This window comes from Bacillus sp. CH_70 (assembly GCF_038007045.1).
Taxonomy (GTDB): domain Bacteria; phylum Bacillota; class Bacilli; order Bacillales; family Bacillaceae_G; genus Bacillus_A; species Bacillus_A cereus.
Window position 1 is genome coordinate 2,887,269 of sequence record NZ_JBBOWL010000001.1, and the last position, 15,251, is coordinate 2,902,519.

The window sequence follows — 15,251 nt, forward strand, 5'->3', positions numbered from 1 at the left end:
CTGTTTATTCAATAAACAGAGTCCTTTTTTCACAAGATTCTTATTTAAACTCTCTTTCTTTCATACCACTTATCCAATAACACCTTTTCTCTTTCCCCTGAAATACCTGCTTTTAATTCCCATTCTTCCGTACTCTCCATCCACTCATACACATCTGTAACTGTCTCTTCTATTCTTCTAAAAGTAAGCCCTTCATTAACCGCACTTTCGATACAAATAGAAAACCCGCCTCTCCACGGCTTCGTCTCACCATCTAATGGGAAAGTTTCTGGAATCCACAAAGGCATTTCTGTCCAAGGCTGCACATTATGTTCACTCATAAATGATTCGTCTACCCAAACAAATTCAGCATCGCTATTCGTAACCTTTTTACACGTATTTAATAGCTCTTCCATCGTCAATTCATCATTCGGACCTGTTATATTAAATGTTCCTGCTTTATTATGTTCTGCCATATCGAGTCCAAATCTCGCGACATCTTTTATGTCAACTAATTGCACTGGACGATTTTTTCTTCCTGGTACTAACACTTTTCCGCCCTTTGCTACACGCTGAACCCAGTATGGAAGTCGATCTGTATAATCAAACATTCCTGAAAGAAGTCCTGCTCTTACGTGTAAAACACGCCCCGGCCAATACTTCTCTGCTTCTTTTTCGCATAATACTTTCAGTGCACCATAATGCTCATAAGGAGATATTTCACCATTTTCTACAGTCTTTATTTGCTCAGCCGTCGGTTCAGGTTGTAATATATAGTCTTCTTTTATGTCATGCGGAATCCAATCTTTATATACGGAAAGGCTTGAGATGAATATATAGTGTTCAATATTATCTTTAAGTACTTCTCCAACATTTCTAATGTGATGTGGAGAAAACCCACATGTATCCACGACAACATCCCATTTTCGATTTTCTAAACTGGATACATCACCATTTCTGTCCCCGATAAGCTGCTCCACTTCAGGAGAATTTTCTTTATTTGTTCCGCGGTTAAATAATGTAACTTCATGCCCTCTCTGTAAAGCCTCTTCTACGAAAGCTCTTCCTAAAAATCGTGTACCACCTAGAATTAATATCTTCATAGTTCTCCCCCATTCATGATTGAAAATCCTTTCTTTTGTTAAACGATTTTTTGTTGTGGAAAGTTACGGGGAAAGCTTAATTTTTTCTACAAGTTCAATATATGTAATTTCGACACTTTTTCTATGTTAAAAACAATAATATAGAAATATTCATTCTGTCGATTTCCATTTCATATATAATTAAAATATCGGATATTCGATTAACCACTTATACATACTTAGGCAGGTGAAAAATATTAATAAACACATAGTTTATCATTCAACATTATGTATTTATTTTCTCACATCACTTGTATATATCATCTTGCTGAACATAGAAAATGGTCGTAATTATTTGGGGTTTACCATGGTTGTTCCACTTTTAGCTGTTATTTTATTTCAAAAATTATTTAAGAAACAAAACTTAGTTCACACATTTGGATTTTCACGTCCCAAAATAAAAACACTAATTTTCTCCATATTATTGCCACTACTTCTAGGACTATGTCTCCATTTCTATTTTTATAATGATGATATAAAGTTCTTATATCATCATTGGAATGAATTAGGATTTCTCTTGCTCGTTGGTCTTACAGTCGGATTTTTATCTGCATTATTAGAAGAGATTATATGGCGTGGGAATTTTCATTACTATTTACGAAAAAAATATTCATTCAAACAAACAGCTATTATTATAGCTTTTCTCTGGTCTTTATGGCATATTCCAGTAGCAATCTTTTATAAAAACTATGAGTTTTGGTTTGTAGGAATATTAAGTTATCTTGCTTTATTATTTATATTATCTATCATTTTGACGTACACAAGGGAATATGGTGGTTCCGTAATATCACCAGCAATTTTACATGGTATGTTTAATGTATTTTATTTAACAGATGTAGTACAAAACAAGTGGGATGCCAGCCTAATAGAATTAATTAAATTTACCTTACTAGCAATTGTGCTGGGCACGATGTATCTTATACTGCACAAAGTTAAAAAATAGTTAAACAGCTAAGAAAAAAGATGTTTCTTCTTTTAGTTGAAAGCAGCCTTAATAGATTAAAAAGTACTTCAACACCTTGCAATTATTTAATAATCGTATAGGTGTTGAAGTTTTATAATCTTAGTTACATAACTTTGTTAACACCACACTTTTTTCTATCATGAAGTACAAAACAAGTTTAACTAAACCTTTCATTCTTATTTTCATAAAAATACCCATATTAATCTTTTAAATAAGGAAGTATGTATCCTTTAACTAACTCCCATCTATCCCGTGCATTCGGCATAACTTCAGAAGTAATTACTACAACCAATTCCTTCTCTGGAATACAACAAATCATATTCCCACCATCACCCATTGCACAATACGAATAGACACCCTCTCCTTCTCGTAACCACCATAAATAACCATATTGATTTTGGTTCATTTCTGTCGATTCTTTTATCCATGATTTTGATAGTATTTGTTTTCCATTATGAATACCTTCATTCAAATAAATCTGTGCAAACTTCGCCATATCTCTAACCGTTAACGTTAGTCCCCAGCCGCCCGTCGAAATACCATTTGGATCGTGAACCCATCCTTTCACATCTTTTCCGAATAAGTCATCAAATCCAAATGCTTTCATATTATAGTTTGGAATTTCTCTCATGCCCAGTGGCTGAAATAAGTATTCATTCGCAAATTCACGCGCATTTTTTCCTGTTGCGTTCGTTATGATCGCTGATAGTATATGAGCTCCTGCAGATGAATATTTAAAAGATCCAATTTCTCCGCCGCTTCCTATCCTATTTAACGTATATTGTATCCAATCTTGTTGTGTACATAGTTCTTCTAACGGTTCCTGCCAGTCTACGAATGGATGTGGAGCTGTCATCGTTAGAAGATGGCTTACTGTTACTTCAGATGAATTAACGTTATATTCCGGGAAAAATTCTATTACTCTTTGATCAACGCTTTTTATATAGCCCTTATCTATACATATCCCAATTAGCGCAGAGATTATCGTTTTTGTGACTGACGCTATGTGAAATGCATCATCTGGACCGTAACCGTTATAATATTTTTCAAAAATAACATTACCTTTCTGCACTACTAACATACCATTCATATTTTCATATTCTTCTTTTATAATCTGATCTAACTTTTCAGCAGTTTTCATTATTCCTTCCCCTTTAACCAATAATTAAAAAGGTTCGATAGGTACATATATATCAACTAAATGTTTATGCTTTGGATGCTGCTTTGGATCATTTCTATATACTTCAAAAGGATACGAGTCTCTCGGTTTATATCCGCTATTTGGCAGCCATTCACCGTATAAGAAATCCCATGCTCCTTTATATTCATCTTGGAATATTTCAAAATGTCCTACTGCATATTTTCCAGAAGGTATTACCATTATTCCAACGTCGTTCGTTTCTACTGTGGATTCATCTGAAATTGTTACACATAGACTTGTTCTTAAATGATAGTCCTCAGTAAATTCATGATGATCGTGGTAAATGGTTAATACTTTCGTATCCTCAAATACATGATAGTTTTCCTCTGCTGCGTAATGAAATAATTTCTCTATCATGTTTGGAAAAGCTAGCGTTAACTCTTCATATGTACCGATATGTCTTATGTATGCGACGTTTATATCGTCCGCTGTTACAATTTCAACATTTCCTCGAACCTTCTTACATTCATTGTATTGAGGAATTCCCCTTACGTCTTTGCAATTCTTGCTATTGTGATTTCGATATTGAGACGGACTTACTCCGTAATAATTTTTAAATGTACGGGAGAAAACTGCTGAATCTGTGAAACCAAAATGGTAAGCGATATCCGTAATCGTCATATCCAATCGATATGTAAGAAGGTTTGTTGCCCTTTCTAACTTCAATCGATTTACATATCGTGATAACGGCTCGTCTACTATTCCTTTAAAAATTCGATGAAAATGAAACTTTGAAAATCCTGCTATATCCGCTAGCTCTTCAATGGATAGTAAACTGTCTATGTTTGATTCTATATAATCTTGAACTGTATGTATGCGTCTTACATACTCATTTCTACTTTGTTTATTCTCCATACTTTTATCTCCTCATCACAAAAAGACTAACAACACGTTAGCCTCTCTTTACACATTTTTCAAAAATAACACTCTACTCCCGCCGTTCCCATCATAATTTGTATGTACCGATACACCCTCTATCTCATCATCCCCAGCCTCAATTTGAAAGCCAATCTCCCTATGAAACTGTATTGATTTTTTATTTACTGGTGACGTGATTGCTTTTACAACTTTACGGTTATTTGCACGAGCGATATCAAAGAAATAAGAATACAATGTCGATGCAATTCCTCTTCTTCTATACTTCGGATTCACACCGATAAAATGAACGTATGCTTCATCTTTATATGTTTGTGAAAAAAAACCGCATAAGAAACCTAACGTTTCTCCCTCTTCTTCAATAATAAAACTCGTTTCTTGAAAGTGAATGAAGAACAATTTTGGCAACATGGCAGCCATGTCTCTCCCGCCCCACCAATCATTTAAAACAGAATGAATCTTTACATAATCTTCCCCTTGGATGTTTCTTACTCGCATATGTTTCTCCCTCTCACTCACTTCATTTTTTCATAAATTTTAATGACTGTTTCTACTAATAGGATGAATACCCATATCCCGCAAAATACGAGAACTGACTGAAATATAGAACCTAGCATAACAATACTTATTAAACCTAATTCTGATCCTGAAATGGACATTTCATCAAACCCCAGGTTATGTATAAATGGACCAGTTGAAAAAGCCATTAAAATAGATCCTATTAAATAAATCACACTCATTATTTTTAATATTTTTATAGAAAGATACGAAGTTTGTTTTTCTTCCACTTGTGATAATTCGATTTCTCCACTCGCAATTCCTTTTTGCAAACAGTCCTCACATAGAAATTCTTCCTTAATTTTTTTACCACCGTGCAATGTACCTGTAATTTCTTTACAGCGCGAACACTTTCGATTTATCATTTTGTTATCACTCCAATCTCGTAAGATTATACTTATACAATTCTACTTTTACCTTATTATTCCTTTTGTGTATTTTATAGAGAGGTGACGTGTTTTATGATATCTAAACTTATTTTTGGTTATAAAAAGCCTACTGAGCAATATGTATTACGGCCTAGTTGTTATGCAATTATTTTTAACTCAACTTCTTCAAACATTGCTATTATCCAAAAAGGAGACCGTTATTTTTTACCTGGTGGCGGTATGGAAGGTACCGAAACAAAAGATGAATGCTTACATCGTGAACTACTAGAGGAATTAGGATGGGTAATTGAAATTAATCAATATATCGGTAATGCAATGCGATATTTTTATGCGGAAAAAGAAGATACTTATTATTTAAACGATGGGTTCTTTTATATTGCGAACATGGTGCAGACACAAACTGAAAACTGTGAGGAAGATCATGTTTTGCGGTGGATGTCTCCTTTACTTGCTGTAGAGCTTCTCATTCATGATCATCAAAAATGGGCTGTTGAACAAGCGCTTTTATTACAAAAACCAAAAGGATCTCCTTCTATATGAAAGAGATCCTTTTTATTGTTAACTTACTTTTTTCAAATTGAGAGCTGGCTTTTGAATTCCACCCTTTTTTACAACATATAAACCGATAAAGATTATAAGTCCGCCAACGAGTTGCATCATGTTGATTTGCTCTCCGATAGTTACTGCCGCGAAGATAACTGCGAACAATGGTACAAGATACATATAAACCATTACTTTCGTTGAGCCTATTTTACTAATACCGACATACCACATTGCAAGTCCGAAGATTGTCGCGAAGACGATTGAATATGCTAGAGACCCCCAGCTTGGCATGTCTACTGGCCACGTTAATGTATTTACGTTGAATAAACAATATACAACGAGAGGTACAATTCCAATTAAAGTTGACCAAGATGTGACTCTCATTGCGGAATATTTTGTTATAAGAGGTTGCGCTAATATTGGGTACCATCCCCACGCAATCGCTGCGACTAATCCAATTATGTTTCCGAGCCACGCATATTCGTAAGTAGCTCCTCCTGTATGCCCTGTTAATAAAACGAATGCTGCACCAACAAAGGCCACTATTGAACCAATTTGTACTTTCATCGAAAAACGTTCTTGTTTGTGCAATACTGCTAATATCCCTGTAAAAATAGGTGACATTGCAATTAATAATGAGGCGTTTGTTGCTGAAGTATATTTCACAGATAGCATAAACATCGTTTGATACATTGTTGTACCAACAATACCGACTGCTACTAATCGTAACCAATCTTTTCTTTCAATACGTAATGAGCGTTCCATCATAAAAGTGATAAGTAATAATACCGGTGATGCTACTAAAAATCGTAAACTATTAAATTGAATGGATGACATAAATGCCACTCCATACTTTCCTATTGTATAATTTGCTCCCCATACTAATGCAACTGATACTAGGAGCCATTCCATTTGCCATCGTTTCATCCGAATCTCCCCTTCCCTATTTAGCATAGTAAAATTGGCTGGATATAACACCGTCCAATTGGCTGTTTTTTTACCCAGCCAATTTGCTATACTTGATGTATATAAGAGATACGGAGGCGTTTTTTATGGAATGGAAACTAGATAGTGACAGTAAAATCCCTATTTATCAGCAAGTTGTTGACTTTATTGAAAAACGTATTACATATGGAGAACTTCCTCCAGGAAGCTTCCTCCCTTCAGAACGGAAATTAGCTACGCAGTTAAATGTAAACAGAAGTACAGTAACGACTGCTTATAATGAACTACGTGCTATGGGAATTGTAGAGAGTACGACTGGTAAAGGAACACGAGTGAGTACACATATGTGGGGTGTTTCTCCAACATTAACGCCGAACTGGAGAAATTTCGTAGAAGGTGGTACTTTTTTACCAAACTTACCACTACTTCGCCATATTCGGGCAGAAGTACAACAAAATGAAAATATTATTGATTTTGCAAACGGAGAGCTCGGTTGTAATCTTTATCCCCACGATCAACTACAAGCGATTTTACGTGAACAACCGTTAACGCATTCATTAAGTTACGATCATCCGCAAGGCTATCTCCCGCTAAGACAAGCGGTCGTAAAATATATGAAGGAATATTTAAAAGTTGAGGCGACTGAACAATCCATTATGATTACATCTGGCGCACAGCAAGCACTTCACCTTATCGTGCAATGTTTATTAAATCCAGGTGATGCCGTTGCTTTCGAAAGTCCTTCACACTGTTATTCCTTGCCGTTATTCCAATCAGCAGGTATTCGTATTTTCCCGTTACCTGTCGATGAACATGGTATTAATCCAAATGATGTACAGGAGTTATATAGAAAACACCGTATTAAAATGATCTTTTTAAATCCAAACTTCCAAAATCCTACGGGGACGATGCTTCATCCAAACCGTAGAAAAAAACTATTATCACTTTGCGCAGATTTACGAATTGCAATCGTTGAAGATGATCCCTCTAGTTTGCTGACGCTAGAAAAGAAACAACCTTGTCCTACTTTGAAATCAATAGATGAAAACGGAACTGTCATTTATGTACATTCTTTATCAAAAATGATTGCGCCAGGATTACGAGTCGGTTGGCTTGTCGCCCCACAGTCTGTCGTAGAGCGATTGTCAGACGCACGGCACCAAATGGAATTAGGAATGAGTATTTTCCCGCAGTGGCTTATGCAGCAATTTTTCGAAACCGTACCATTTCAGTCTCATATCGTACCGTTACGAAAACAATTAGCAGAAAAAAGAGACGTTATCGTTCGTGCCCTAAACGAGCAACTTCATGATAAAATCTCTTTTTCAAACCCTACTGGTGGTATATACATTTGGGGGAAATTAAAAGAACCTATAAACGAAAAACAACTCATTATGCAAAGTTTAAAACAAGAAATTGCTTTTATGCCAGGTAGTATTTTCGGTGCGAAAGATGGTTATATACGTTTATCTTATGGAAAAGTGGATATTGATCAAATTGCGGAAGGTATTTCTCGTTTACGCCAGGCTATTTTGGTATGTGAAAATAACTTTAAATAAAGCTTTCTCGTTTGACAAAACCTAAATCTACCATTATTATCAACTCGAACCTATTTATAGGAGTGATAAAATGAAGATTTACGTTGATGCAGATGCTTGTCCTGTAAAAGATGTGATTATTTTTGAGGCTACGAATGTGGAAATTCCTGTTACCCTCGTTACTAGTTTTTCACATTATTCTAATGCAGAGCAGCCAAAAGGTGTCGAAACAATTTATGTTGATTCTGGAGCAGATGCTGCAGATTACCGAATTATGCAGTTAGCAAAAAAAGAAGATTTAATCGTAACACAAGATTACGGTCTTGCTTCGCTCGCTTTAGCAAAAGGCTGTATCGTTCTACACCATAAAGGCTATAAGTATACGAATGATAACATTGAACAATTGTTACAAACACGATATTTAAGTGCAATGGTTCGAAAAAGTGGTAAACGTACAAAGGGACCGAAACCATTTACAGCAGAAGATAAAGAGAAATTTAGAGCACTCTTTAAAAGTATGATCTCACTTTAAAAATGAATCGTCTATTTGCTAGGAAAACTTCGCAAAACAAAGAAGAGAATATCGTAATGTACATTCTCTTCTTGAGGTTTACCCGTTTAAAATGAAGGTAAATTATCTAAGTTATTTTCTTTTATTCCATCCGGTTCACTACGTATAATATCTCTGCCATACTTATGAAATACGTCCACATGAGCTAACTTCCCTGATTTTGCTTCATTAAGAGCAGTCATATAATCTAACTCTCTCCCGCTACTTGTTTTAAACGCTATTAAATCTCCATCATCATTTTTACGAACAGCAACAATTTGTTCTGCTCCTGAATTGACTTCATGGCCTATTTCAAATTGAGCTCGTTCGTCTCCTTGATGTAAATAATCATTATACCCTTTTTCAAAGTCTTTTTTGTCCATAAAACTCACCTCCAACACATTTTATTAGTATGGTTGGGAGGTAGTGGTTTTATGTACTTTTCTCTTAGAAAAACGTATTTTTAATACCTACGCAACCCTTTCAAAGTCTCCAATATATCATCTGTAAAGGATGTGCTACCCTCTGTCTCTAAAACTCTAAAATATAAACTTCTTAAGAAAGCTCTAATATTTTGTACTAAAATAGCATGCTGCGGATGTCGGATGTCTTCAACAGTTGCTATACTATGTAACCAGTTGCTCCACTCTTCTTCAGTTAAAAGATTTTGGTTACGTAACGACATAATTGGTGCTACTAATCTCTCATCCTCAAAGTGAATGTATACGTAGTCATGTAAGCGTACCTTCTGACGAACGGCAGCTAGTATTGCATATGAGAACTCACGATTTTGGATTGTACGTGCTAAAGCGTCGAGCGCATCTGCTGCATGTGCAGTAGAGTGTGCCCAGCCTTTTCCTTCTACGTAGCCCCTTACATCTTCTTCTAAATATACATATTCCAACACTTGTTCTGCCACACTGTACAATTGTTCTTCCGATAACAACGGTTCTCTTTCATGAACAGATAAAATAAGTGGTGGAATTAATACGGAGAATGCACGTTTAAAAACAGAGTCTGTTCCCTTTTCACCAATTTTATAAAATAAATAATCAGGGCTAATTGCTTGCAGCATTAATCCTCGTAATTCTTTTTGTCTAAATACATCATTTGTAATCCATGTGTGAAGCGTACTATAAATTAAATCATCACGTAATTCAGCATCAGGTGATCCGATATAATCTAACATCCACTGCGCATATGGATATGCATCCACATCTTCTGGTACAGCATAATTGTTATTTTTAATTTGTAGTAGTTCTTCTTTTAGTTCTAGTACTTCATTCATTATATTTCTTGTCCCCTTTTTGCGTTTTTTAACATATTTTCGCCTTATCCCCTGTAATTGCCTATCCTTATATGAACTTGATTCAATTATATATAATTTATCCTAATAAATAAAAGGAAATACATTAAAATATCGCAGTCTATCACTTTGTTTACATGCCTTTCATGTAAGTTTAAGTTATAAAATAAAGTTTGTTTTTTCTTTTGTATTCAAACATAGTTACAATCCAAGGTTGTATCATTTTAGAACTTGTTTAATAAATTCTGTTTTAGCTTTTGTGTATGCTTCTCTATCTTGTTTAAATTTTTTAGCTAAATCTTGTTTAAGATTTGAATACTCATAAACTAATTGTGGATTTTCTCGTAAGTGGTTGCGAAACAAAAGTTGTTGCTCCCATCGCTCAGTTCCTTTAACCATCAAATGCAGGTGAGCTACACGCCTATTATTCTTAACTTTCACAAAGAACCTTCTCCAAGGTCTTTCATCTAATTCTGGACTTACATAATGCCAATTATATATGGCCAATGTAGCTGAAATATCTAGTACTCTTTCAAATGAGTCTATTTCAGCCATTAGATCAATGATAGGTTTTGCAGGTAAATCAGGTATGGATGTACTTCCTATATGTATTACTTTGCTTATACCGAGAGGAGCAAGCAGTTCATATAGTTGCTGTTCTTCACATCGGCCTTTATCTTGCCAATCAGGATTTGCACTAACTATCTCTACTGACTCATTCGCCCATACAGGCCAATCGTTCGGATTCTCTTTTTTATCCATCTAATATCTCCCCTGTAATTAGTCTACATAACATAATTATAAACAACAAATATTGATTTATATTTCTCCTTATTTCCCCTTAAATCCTCGATACAGTGCAGTCCGTAATTCTTGTTTGTATTCTGCAATTTCTGGCATTTCGAGTTCTTCTGCTAGTCTGATAGCTAATTCAATATCATACGGTACTCGTACGAGTTGGATAGAAAAGCTTGCTGCTTCTTTTTCATTGTAAGTCCCTTCAAATATTAAATAGGAAGCTTGTGTTATTTCAAGTGGGTTTCCTACGCTACCAGCATTACATAACGTTTTCCCTCTGAAATTTTGAACGAACGCTTGGTGAACATCACCGTAACAAACGACATCTGGTTTTCTTTCCCTTTCTATATTTTCAGTCAAATCACTATTTTCGAACATACTAATACGCTCTTCTCTTGAAGCGTGTGGTTGAATTCTTTCATATAAACTTCTCGGTGAGGCGTGGAACATACGAATGAGTTTGCCGCTCATAAAAAATTCGATTGAAAATGGTAAACTTCTTAAATAGTCGTTTTGTTCTTCTGATAATTGTTTTTGATGCCATTTTAATGCTTCAAATTCAGTCGGCTTTGTAATAAAATCATCCCAGTTTCCCATTACGACTACTTCACATTCTTTACGAATGATTTCAATTGCTTCACTGGAATGAGGTCCTTTTCCTACTAAATCTCCCAGACAAATAATGCGCTCGATTCCTCTTAATTTAATATCATTTAACACGGATTCTAATGCTTGAATATTACCGTGAATATCTGAAATTACTGCTATTTTATCCATATAAATTACTCCTTTATTTATTAAATTCACTTGATTGATACCATTTTGGAATATAAGATGAAAAATGATTATGATCTTCTAAAATTCCATTTAATCTTTCCTTCATATCATCTAATAAATATGGTGTGCTTCGGTTTGTCCATACGATATCAGCCGGGAATATCATTGCTGCATATAATGAGTACAGTTTCCAAAAATGTAGATCAGGTTCTCCTCCGCAATAACCGTGAACTTGTCCAACCGCAAATGGTTTGCTTATATTCGTTGTAAATAGTGCTACTTTATAAAAATCATGAATAGGATCACCAATATCGAATCTAGCAAAATCAATGACAGCCCGAAACTCATTTTGGTCAATCATTATATTAGCCGGATGAAAATCGTCATGTAAAAATACGATAGGACGATTTTTTAATAAATCTTTATGATTTCCTACAAAATCTATCACTGTATTTAAACGAAAAAAGTCTACTTCATATTCTTTCAACGCTTCTAAGTATCTCTCATATTTACTCCATATAGACATTTCCCATGAATTACTTTTATCTTCTTTTTCAACTAAATGAATCTTTTTTAGTACTTCTCCAGCCTTTTTTCCAGCCCTATACTGCTCTTCTGTAGACAACGTTCTTAATATATCTTCACCATCTAATCCATCAATCCATTCAAAAACTTGTACACATTTATTGAATTTAGTAAGACTAATAAAATGAATTAATTTTGGCATAGGAATATGTAAAGAATCTAGCTGCTGCATATATTCATATTCTTCCTGCTTCCGTTCAAAATATGATGAATCGCATACTTTAATAAAATACGAGGCCCCACTCTCTAATTCAATTTTATATTTCTCATCGAATGAAAAGCCTTTTGAAATAACAGTCGCTTTTAACATACGAGGCCATTCTAGTTTTCTCTCTATCTCTCTAAGCATTTCTTCCACAACATTCACCTCTATTAATATATGTACAAACTACCTAGCACTTCATGCTCTCGTTTATTTCCACCTGTAAACTCTACTGCAAATGGATTTTCGCCATTCTTATTCAAATGTTCTAGCACTAGCCCTTCTTCAATCGGTTCACAAAACTGTACATGAATATCTCCAAACACTACACTTTGACACTCAGCATTCCATTTTTCATTTTTCACAACTGAGCTTGTAGATAGTCCCATTACTTCTTTCCATTTCCGCACCGTTTCTCGAACGTTTTTCACTGCATAATGGATCGTTTCAATTTGTTGTACTTTGTTTTTATGTTCCGTAATCGTTCCAATGTTACGTAAATCGTTTCTTCTTTCTTCGTCCGTTTCATTCCACTGTATAAAGAAAGGTAATTTCAGTCCGTTCTCTTCTTGCTTAACAAATAACATTTTCCATTCTAAAAGCCGGCCATCTTTTCTCATGCGTTTCCCTTCAAATGGCCCTATCGTATGTAAGCCGTGCTTCTTAAAGTTAACTACTAGCTCCTCAATTGCATCTGTTCGGATTGCGATTTGTAGCATTCCTTCTCCATTTTGTAGTTTCACCACTGTTTCTTGTACTAATGGATTTTCTGCTTCTTTCGCTTTTTCTTCATGTTGAACTGCTAAAAATTCTATATATGATAAGTCAAAATAACTTAAACTATTCCAAGTACCCCAGTTCGTATGCTCTCCGCCTAGTGCGGTATGAAATCCAAGTTCCTGCATTTGTTTTGCCGCTTCCTCCGGTGTACCATGAACTGTGTGAACGAGATGATCAAATCGTAACATGTCTTTCTCCCCTTTCTCTCCATCCTTTTATTGTATATTTTATTTTTCTTTCATTCAATTCAAAAACTTTAAAACCTAGTTGATTTATACGATTAATATGTATTATAATGAAACAAATTTAATTATTGCTGATTGGAAAAACCAAAGGCACTTTTCTCATACGGGAAAAGTGTCTTTTTCATTTATTATTACAGGGGGATTATTTATGCAGAAATTAATTGTCTTTGCTATTATTGGATTTTTCGCTCAATTGATCGATGGAGCACTCGGAATGGCGTATGGGGTAACGTCTACTTCACTATTATTAATGTTTGGTATTGCACCGGCTGTAGCTTCCGCATCGGTTCATTTAGCTGAAGTCGTTACAACTGCAGCTTCTGGCGCATCTCATATCAAATTTGGAAACGTTGATAAATATACAGTTTCCAGGCTTACATTACCTGGGGCAATCGGCGCATTTGTTGGGGCATGTTTTTTAAGTAATTTGCCTGGCGATGTAATCAAACCGTACATTTCCGTATTTTTATTTACTTTAGGGGTTTATATTTTATTACGATTCATCATTCAAAAACAAATTGTCACTTCAAATAAGCGTATGTCTGCAAAACAACTTGTGCCGCTTGGTTTATTCGCTGGATTCGTTGATTCAACTGGTGGCGGTGGTTGGGGGCCGATTACGACGCCTGTTCTTCTAGCAAGAGGAAATGAAGCTAGAAAAGTTATTGGATCTGTAGATACGAGTGAATTTCCTGTTTCACTCGCTGCAACAATTGGCTTCTTCATCTCACTTGGCTGGGAACAAGTAAGCTGGGTTTGGGTATTTGCGTTAATGCTTGGCGGTATTGTCGCAGCTCCAATTGCTGCATGGTTAGTTCGTATCGTTCCAGCACATTTACTTGGGGTATTAGTTGGCGGTCTTATTATCTTTACGAATATACGTACACTGCTTACTACATTTAAAGTGGATCCAACTATTATTTCACTTTCTTACGTTGCAGTTGGTCTTGTCGTTATTATTTCTATTTTCATCGCTGTTCGAAATCATTCCAATCGTCCTAACGCATCAACCGCTGAGTATCCAAATGATCAGAAGCAAATGCTACCATAACTATAAAAAATACCGCCCAATTTAGAGCGGTATTTTTTATTTTTCTATTTTCCAATTAATCATCATTTCTGTAGCATTTACTCTCTTCATATGTAACTTTTCTAAAACACGCATCGAACTATAATTATCTAGAAGTGTCTCTGCAATTATTGTTTCTACCTCACCTGTTTTGAAAGCCCAATCGATTAGTTCTTTTACAGCTTCTGTTGCATAGCCCTGATTCCAATATTTCTCAATGAATCCATAGCCAATTTCCACTGTTTGATTCTCGTTTGGTCCACCTTTAAATCCAATATCACCTAAAACGCTATCATCTTCTTTCCGAAGAACATACCACGCCCCCCATGGTAATAAAGCCACATCTTGTTTTACATTCTCTACATGCCCTACAATATGCGGACCGCTATTATATCCTTGCTCGTTAGCAATTTGAATCCTCTCTTCTGTACACGGCACTATATAGAGCCTTTCTGTTTCTAATTTCATATTGATTTCCCCTTTTCAATTAAACAATACCTCAATTTTACTAAAAATAAAAAGAATATTCATCCTATTCGTTAAATTTATATTTATTCTTTGAAGCGAATTTAAGGAATAATCCTCTTTTGATAGTTATGTCGAATTATATTTTCTGAATTTTCTTTTAATTTAGAGGGTTTTTCAATATTTTTTGCGAAACATTTGTATAACAATTTTTTCTTTGCTTATTGCTACATAATAGTAGGTTCGGGTGGAGTTTTGCAAGCGTTTCCTATACAATAACCGATATTTTTTGACTTTTCCTAACAAAATATCTTGCAATATATTCAGAAAGTCATTACA

Annotated in this window: 18 protein-coding genes; 5 read left to right on the forward strand and 13 right to left on the reverse strand. The window is 35.0% G+C overall.

Annotated elements, in window-relative coordinates:
* Positions 1 to 44: 44 nt before the first annotated feature.
* Positions 45 to 1,082: an SDR family oxidoreductase gene (locus tag N2V79_RS14690; RefSeq protein WP_340719989.1), complete on the reverse strand. Its 1,038-nt coding sequence runs from the start codon at positions 1,080 to 1,082 to the stop codon at positions 45 to 47.
* Between the two features lie 226 nt (positions 1,083 to 1,308).
* Here N2V79_RS14690 and N2V79_RS14695 point away from each other — a divergent pair, with 226 nt between their 5' ends.
* A complete protein-coding gene (locus N2V79_RS14695) occupies positions 1,309 to 2,064 on the forward strand; it encodes a CPBP family intramembrane glutamic endopeptidase (RefSeq protein WP_084746152.1) in 756 nt (251 codons plus the stop codon).
* 220 nt (positions 2,065 to 2,284) lie between these two features.
* On the opposite strand, the gene N2V79_RS14700 is transcribed toward N2V79_RS14695, so the two are convergent.
* The 4 genes from N2V79_RS14700 to N2V79_RS14715 are packed head-to-tail and all read right to left on the reverse strand — an operon-like array spanning position 2,285 to position 5,085.
* On the reverse strand, positions 2,285 to 3,226 hold the full coding sequence (locus N2V79_RS14700; protein WP_340719990.1) for a serine hydrolase domain-containing protein: 942 nt from the start codon (positions 3,224 to 3,226) through the stop codon (positions 2,285 to 2,287).
* Positions 3,227 to 3,250: 24 nt separating this feature from the next.
* Positions 3,251 to 4,141, reverse strand: a complete 891-nt coding sequence (locus N2V79_RS14705) for an AraC family transcriptional regulator (protein ID WP_000428682.1) — start codon at positions 4,139 to 4,141, stop codon at positions 3,251 to 3,253.
* 48 nt (positions 4,142 to 4,189) lie between these two features.
* Positions 4,190 to 4,660: a GNAT family N-acetyltransferase gene (locus tag N2V79_RS14710; protein WP_069355841.1), complete on the reverse strand. Its 471-nt coding sequence runs from the start codon at positions 4,658 to 4,660 to the stop codon at positions 4,190 to 4,192.
* Between the two features lie 17 nt (positions 4,661 to 4,677).
* Entirely contained in the window at positions 4,678 to 5,085 is a 408-nt protein-coding gene (locus N2V79_RS14715; RefSeq protein ID WP_000610492.1) for a DUF3980 domain-containing protein, read from the reverse strand.
* A 96-nt stretch (positions 5,086 to 5,181) separates the two neighbouring features.
* Here N2V79_RS14715 and N2V79_RS14720 point away from each other — a divergent pair, with 96 nt between their 5' ends.
* Positions 5,182 to 5,649, forward strand: a complete 468-nt coding sequence (locus N2V79_RS14720) for an NUDIX hydrolase (RefSeq protein ID WP_000623967.1) — start codon at positions 5,182 to 5,184, stop codon at positions 5,647 to 5,649.
* Positions 5,650 to 5,667: 18 nt separating this feature from the next.
* On the opposite strand, the gene N2V79_RS14725 is transcribed toward N2V79_RS14720, so the two are convergent.
* Complete coding sequence (locus tag N2V79_RS14725) at positions 5,668 to 6,579, reverse strand: DMT family transporter (RefSeq protein ID WP_053564117.1); 912 nt, start codon at positions 6,577 to 6,579, stop codon at positions 5,668 to 5,670.
* Positions 6,580 to 6,704: 125 nt separating this feature from the next.
* Here N2V79_RS14725 and pdxR point away from each other — a divergent pair, with 125 nt between their 5' ends.
* Entirely contained in the window at positions 6,705 to 8,156 is a 1,452-nt protein-coding gene (pdxR, locus tag N2V79_RS14730) for a MocR-like pyridoxine biosynthesis transcription factor PdxR (protein WP_069355842.1), read from the forward strand.
* A gap of 70 nt (positions 8,157 to 8,226) precedes the next feature.
* Positions 8,227 to 8,667 carry a YaiI/YqxD family protein gene (locus N2V79_RS14735; RefSeq protein WP_000708772.1) on the forward strand — a complete coding sequence of 147 codons (441 nt, stop codon included), beginning with the start codon at positions 8,227 to 8,229 and terminating at the stop codon, positions 8,665 to 8,667.
* A gap of 86 nt (positions 8,668 to 8,753) precedes the next feature.
* On the opposite strand, the gene N2V79_RS14740 is transcribed toward N2V79_RS14735, so the two are convergent.
* The 6 genes from N2V79_RS14740 to N2V79_RS14765 form a co-directional block, all read right to left on the reverse strand.
* Positions 8,754 to 9,068: a DUF3892 domain-containing protein gene (locus tag N2V79_RS14740; RefSeq protein ID WP_000358154.1), complete on the reverse strand. Its 315-nt coding sequence runs from the start codon at positions 9,066 to 9,068 to the stop codon at positions 8,754 to 8,756.
* An 80-nt stretch (positions 9,069 to 9,148) separates the two neighbouring features.
* A complete protein-coding gene (locus N2V79_RS14745) occupies positions 9,149 to 9,973 on the reverse strand; it encodes a DUF2785 domain-containing protein (RefSeq protein ID WP_053564112.1) in 825 nt (274 codons plus the stop codon).
* 237 nt (positions 9,974 to 10,210) lie between these two features.
* Positions 10,211 to 10,753, reverse strand: a complete 543-nt coding sequence (locus N2V79_RS14750; RefSeq protein WP_053564111.1) for a GrpB family protein — start codon at positions 10,751 to 10,753, stop codon at positions 10,211 to 10,213.
* A 69-nt stretch (positions 10,754 to 10,822) separates the two neighbouring features.
* On the reverse strand, positions 10,823 to 11,566 hold the full coding sequence (locus N2V79_RS14755) for a metallophosphoesterase family protein (protein ID WP_098679876.1): 744 nt from the start codon (positions 11,564 to 11,566) through the stop codon (positions 10,823 to 10,825).
* A gap of 13 nt (positions 11,567 to 11,579) precedes the next feature.
* The gene (locus N2V79_RS14760) at positions 11,580 to 12,509 is read right to left on the reverse strand and encodes an aminoglycoside phosphotransferase family protein (RefSeq protein WP_000392093.1); all 930 of its coding nucleotides are present in this window, start codon (positions 12,507 to 12,509) and stop codon (positions 11,580 to 11,582) included.
* A 14-nt stretch (positions 12,510 to 12,523) separates the two neighbouring features.
* A complete protein-coding gene (locus N2V79_RS14765) occupies positions 12,524 to 13,321 on the reverse strand; it encodes a VOC family protein (protein WP_071732003.1) in 798 nt (265 codons plus the stop codon).
* Positions 13,322 to 13,526: 205 nt separating this feature from the next.
* Here N2V79_RS14765 and N2V79_RS14770 point away from each other — a divergent pair, with 205 nt between their 5' ends.
* The gene (locus N2V79_RS14770) at positions 13,527 to 14,429 is read left to right on the forward strand and encodes a sulfite exporter TauE/SafE family protein (protein ID WP_001170743.1); all 903 of its coding nucleotides are present in this window, start codon (positions 13,527 to 13,529) and stop codon (positions 14,427 to 14,429) included.
* 36 nt (positions 14,430 to 14,465) lie between these two features.
* Here the strand turns inward: N2V79_RS14770 and N2V79_RS14775 are convergent, their stop codons facing one another.
* The gene (locus tag N2V79_RS14775; protein WP_265938243.1) at positions 14,466 to 14,915 is read right to left on the reverse strand and encodes a GNAT family N-acetyltransferase; all 450 of its coding nucleotides are present in this window, start codon (positions 14,913 to 14,915) and stop codon (positions 14,466 to 14,468) included.
* Between the last annotated feature and the right edge of the window lie 336 nt (positions 14,916 to 15,251).

Coding starts and splice junctions, on each gene's coding strand:
- N2V79_RS14690 (WP_340719989.1), bottom strand. CDS start 1,082: ATGAAGATATTAATTCTAGGTGGTACACGATTTTTAGGAAGAGCTTTC.
- N2V79_RS14700 (WP_340719990.1), bottom strand. CDS start 3,226: ATGAAAACTGCTGAAAAGTTAGATCAGATTATAAAAGAAGAATATGAA.
- N2V79_RS14705 (WP_000428682.1), bottom strand. CDS start 4,141: ATGGAGAATAAACAAAGTAGAAATGAGTATGTAAGACGCATACATACA.
- N2V79_RS14710 (WP_069355841.1), bottom strand. CDS start 4,660: ATGCGAGTAAGAAACATCCAAGGGGAAGATTATGTAAAGATTCATTCT.
- N2V79_RS14715 (WP_000610492.1), bottom strand. CDS start 5,085: ATGATAAATCGAAAGTGTTCGCGCTGTAAAGAAATTACAGGTACATTG.
- N2V79_RS14720 (WP_000623967.1), top strand. CDS start 5,182: ATGATATCTAAACTTATTTTTGGTTATAAAAAGCCTACTGAGCAATAT.
- N2V79_RS14725 (WP_053564117.1), bottom strand. CDS start 6,579: ATGAAACGATGGCAAATGGAATGGCTCCTAGTATCAGTTGCATTAGTA.
- pdxR (WP_069355842.1), top strand. CDS start 6,705: ATGGAATGGAAACTAGATAGTGACAGTAAAATCCCTATTTATCAGCAA.
- N2V79_RS14735 (WP_000708772.1), top strand. CDS start 8,227: ATGAAGATTTACGTTGATGCAGATGCTTGTCCTGTAAAAGATGTGATT.
- N2V79_RS14740 (WP_000358154.1), bottom strand. CDS start 9,068: ATGGACAAAAAAGACTTTGAAAAAGGGTATAATGATTATTTACATCAA.
- N2V79_RS14745 (WP_053564112.1), bottom strand. CDS start 9,973: ATGAATGAAGTACTAGAACTAAAAGAAGAACTACTACAAATTAAAAAT.
- N2V79_RS14750 (WP_053564111.1), bottom strand. CDS start 10,753: ATGGATAAAAAAGAGAATCCGAACGATTGGCCTGTATGGGCGAATGAG.
- N2V79_RS14755 (WP_098679876.1), bottom strand. CDS start 11,566: ATGGATAAAATAGCAGTAATTTCAGATATTCACGGTAATATTCAAGCA.
- N2V79_RS14765 (WP_071732003.1), bottom strand. CDS start 13,321: ATGTTACGATTTGATCATCTCGTTCACACAGTTCATGGTACACCGGAG.
- N2V79_RS14770 (WP_001170743.1), top strand. CDS start 13,527: ATGCAGAAATTAATTGTCTTTGCTATTATTGGATTTTTCGCTCAATTG.
- N2V79_RS14775 (WP_265938243.1), bottom strand. CDS start 14,915: ATGAAATTAGAAACAGAAAGGCTCTATATAGTGCCGTGTACAGAAGAG.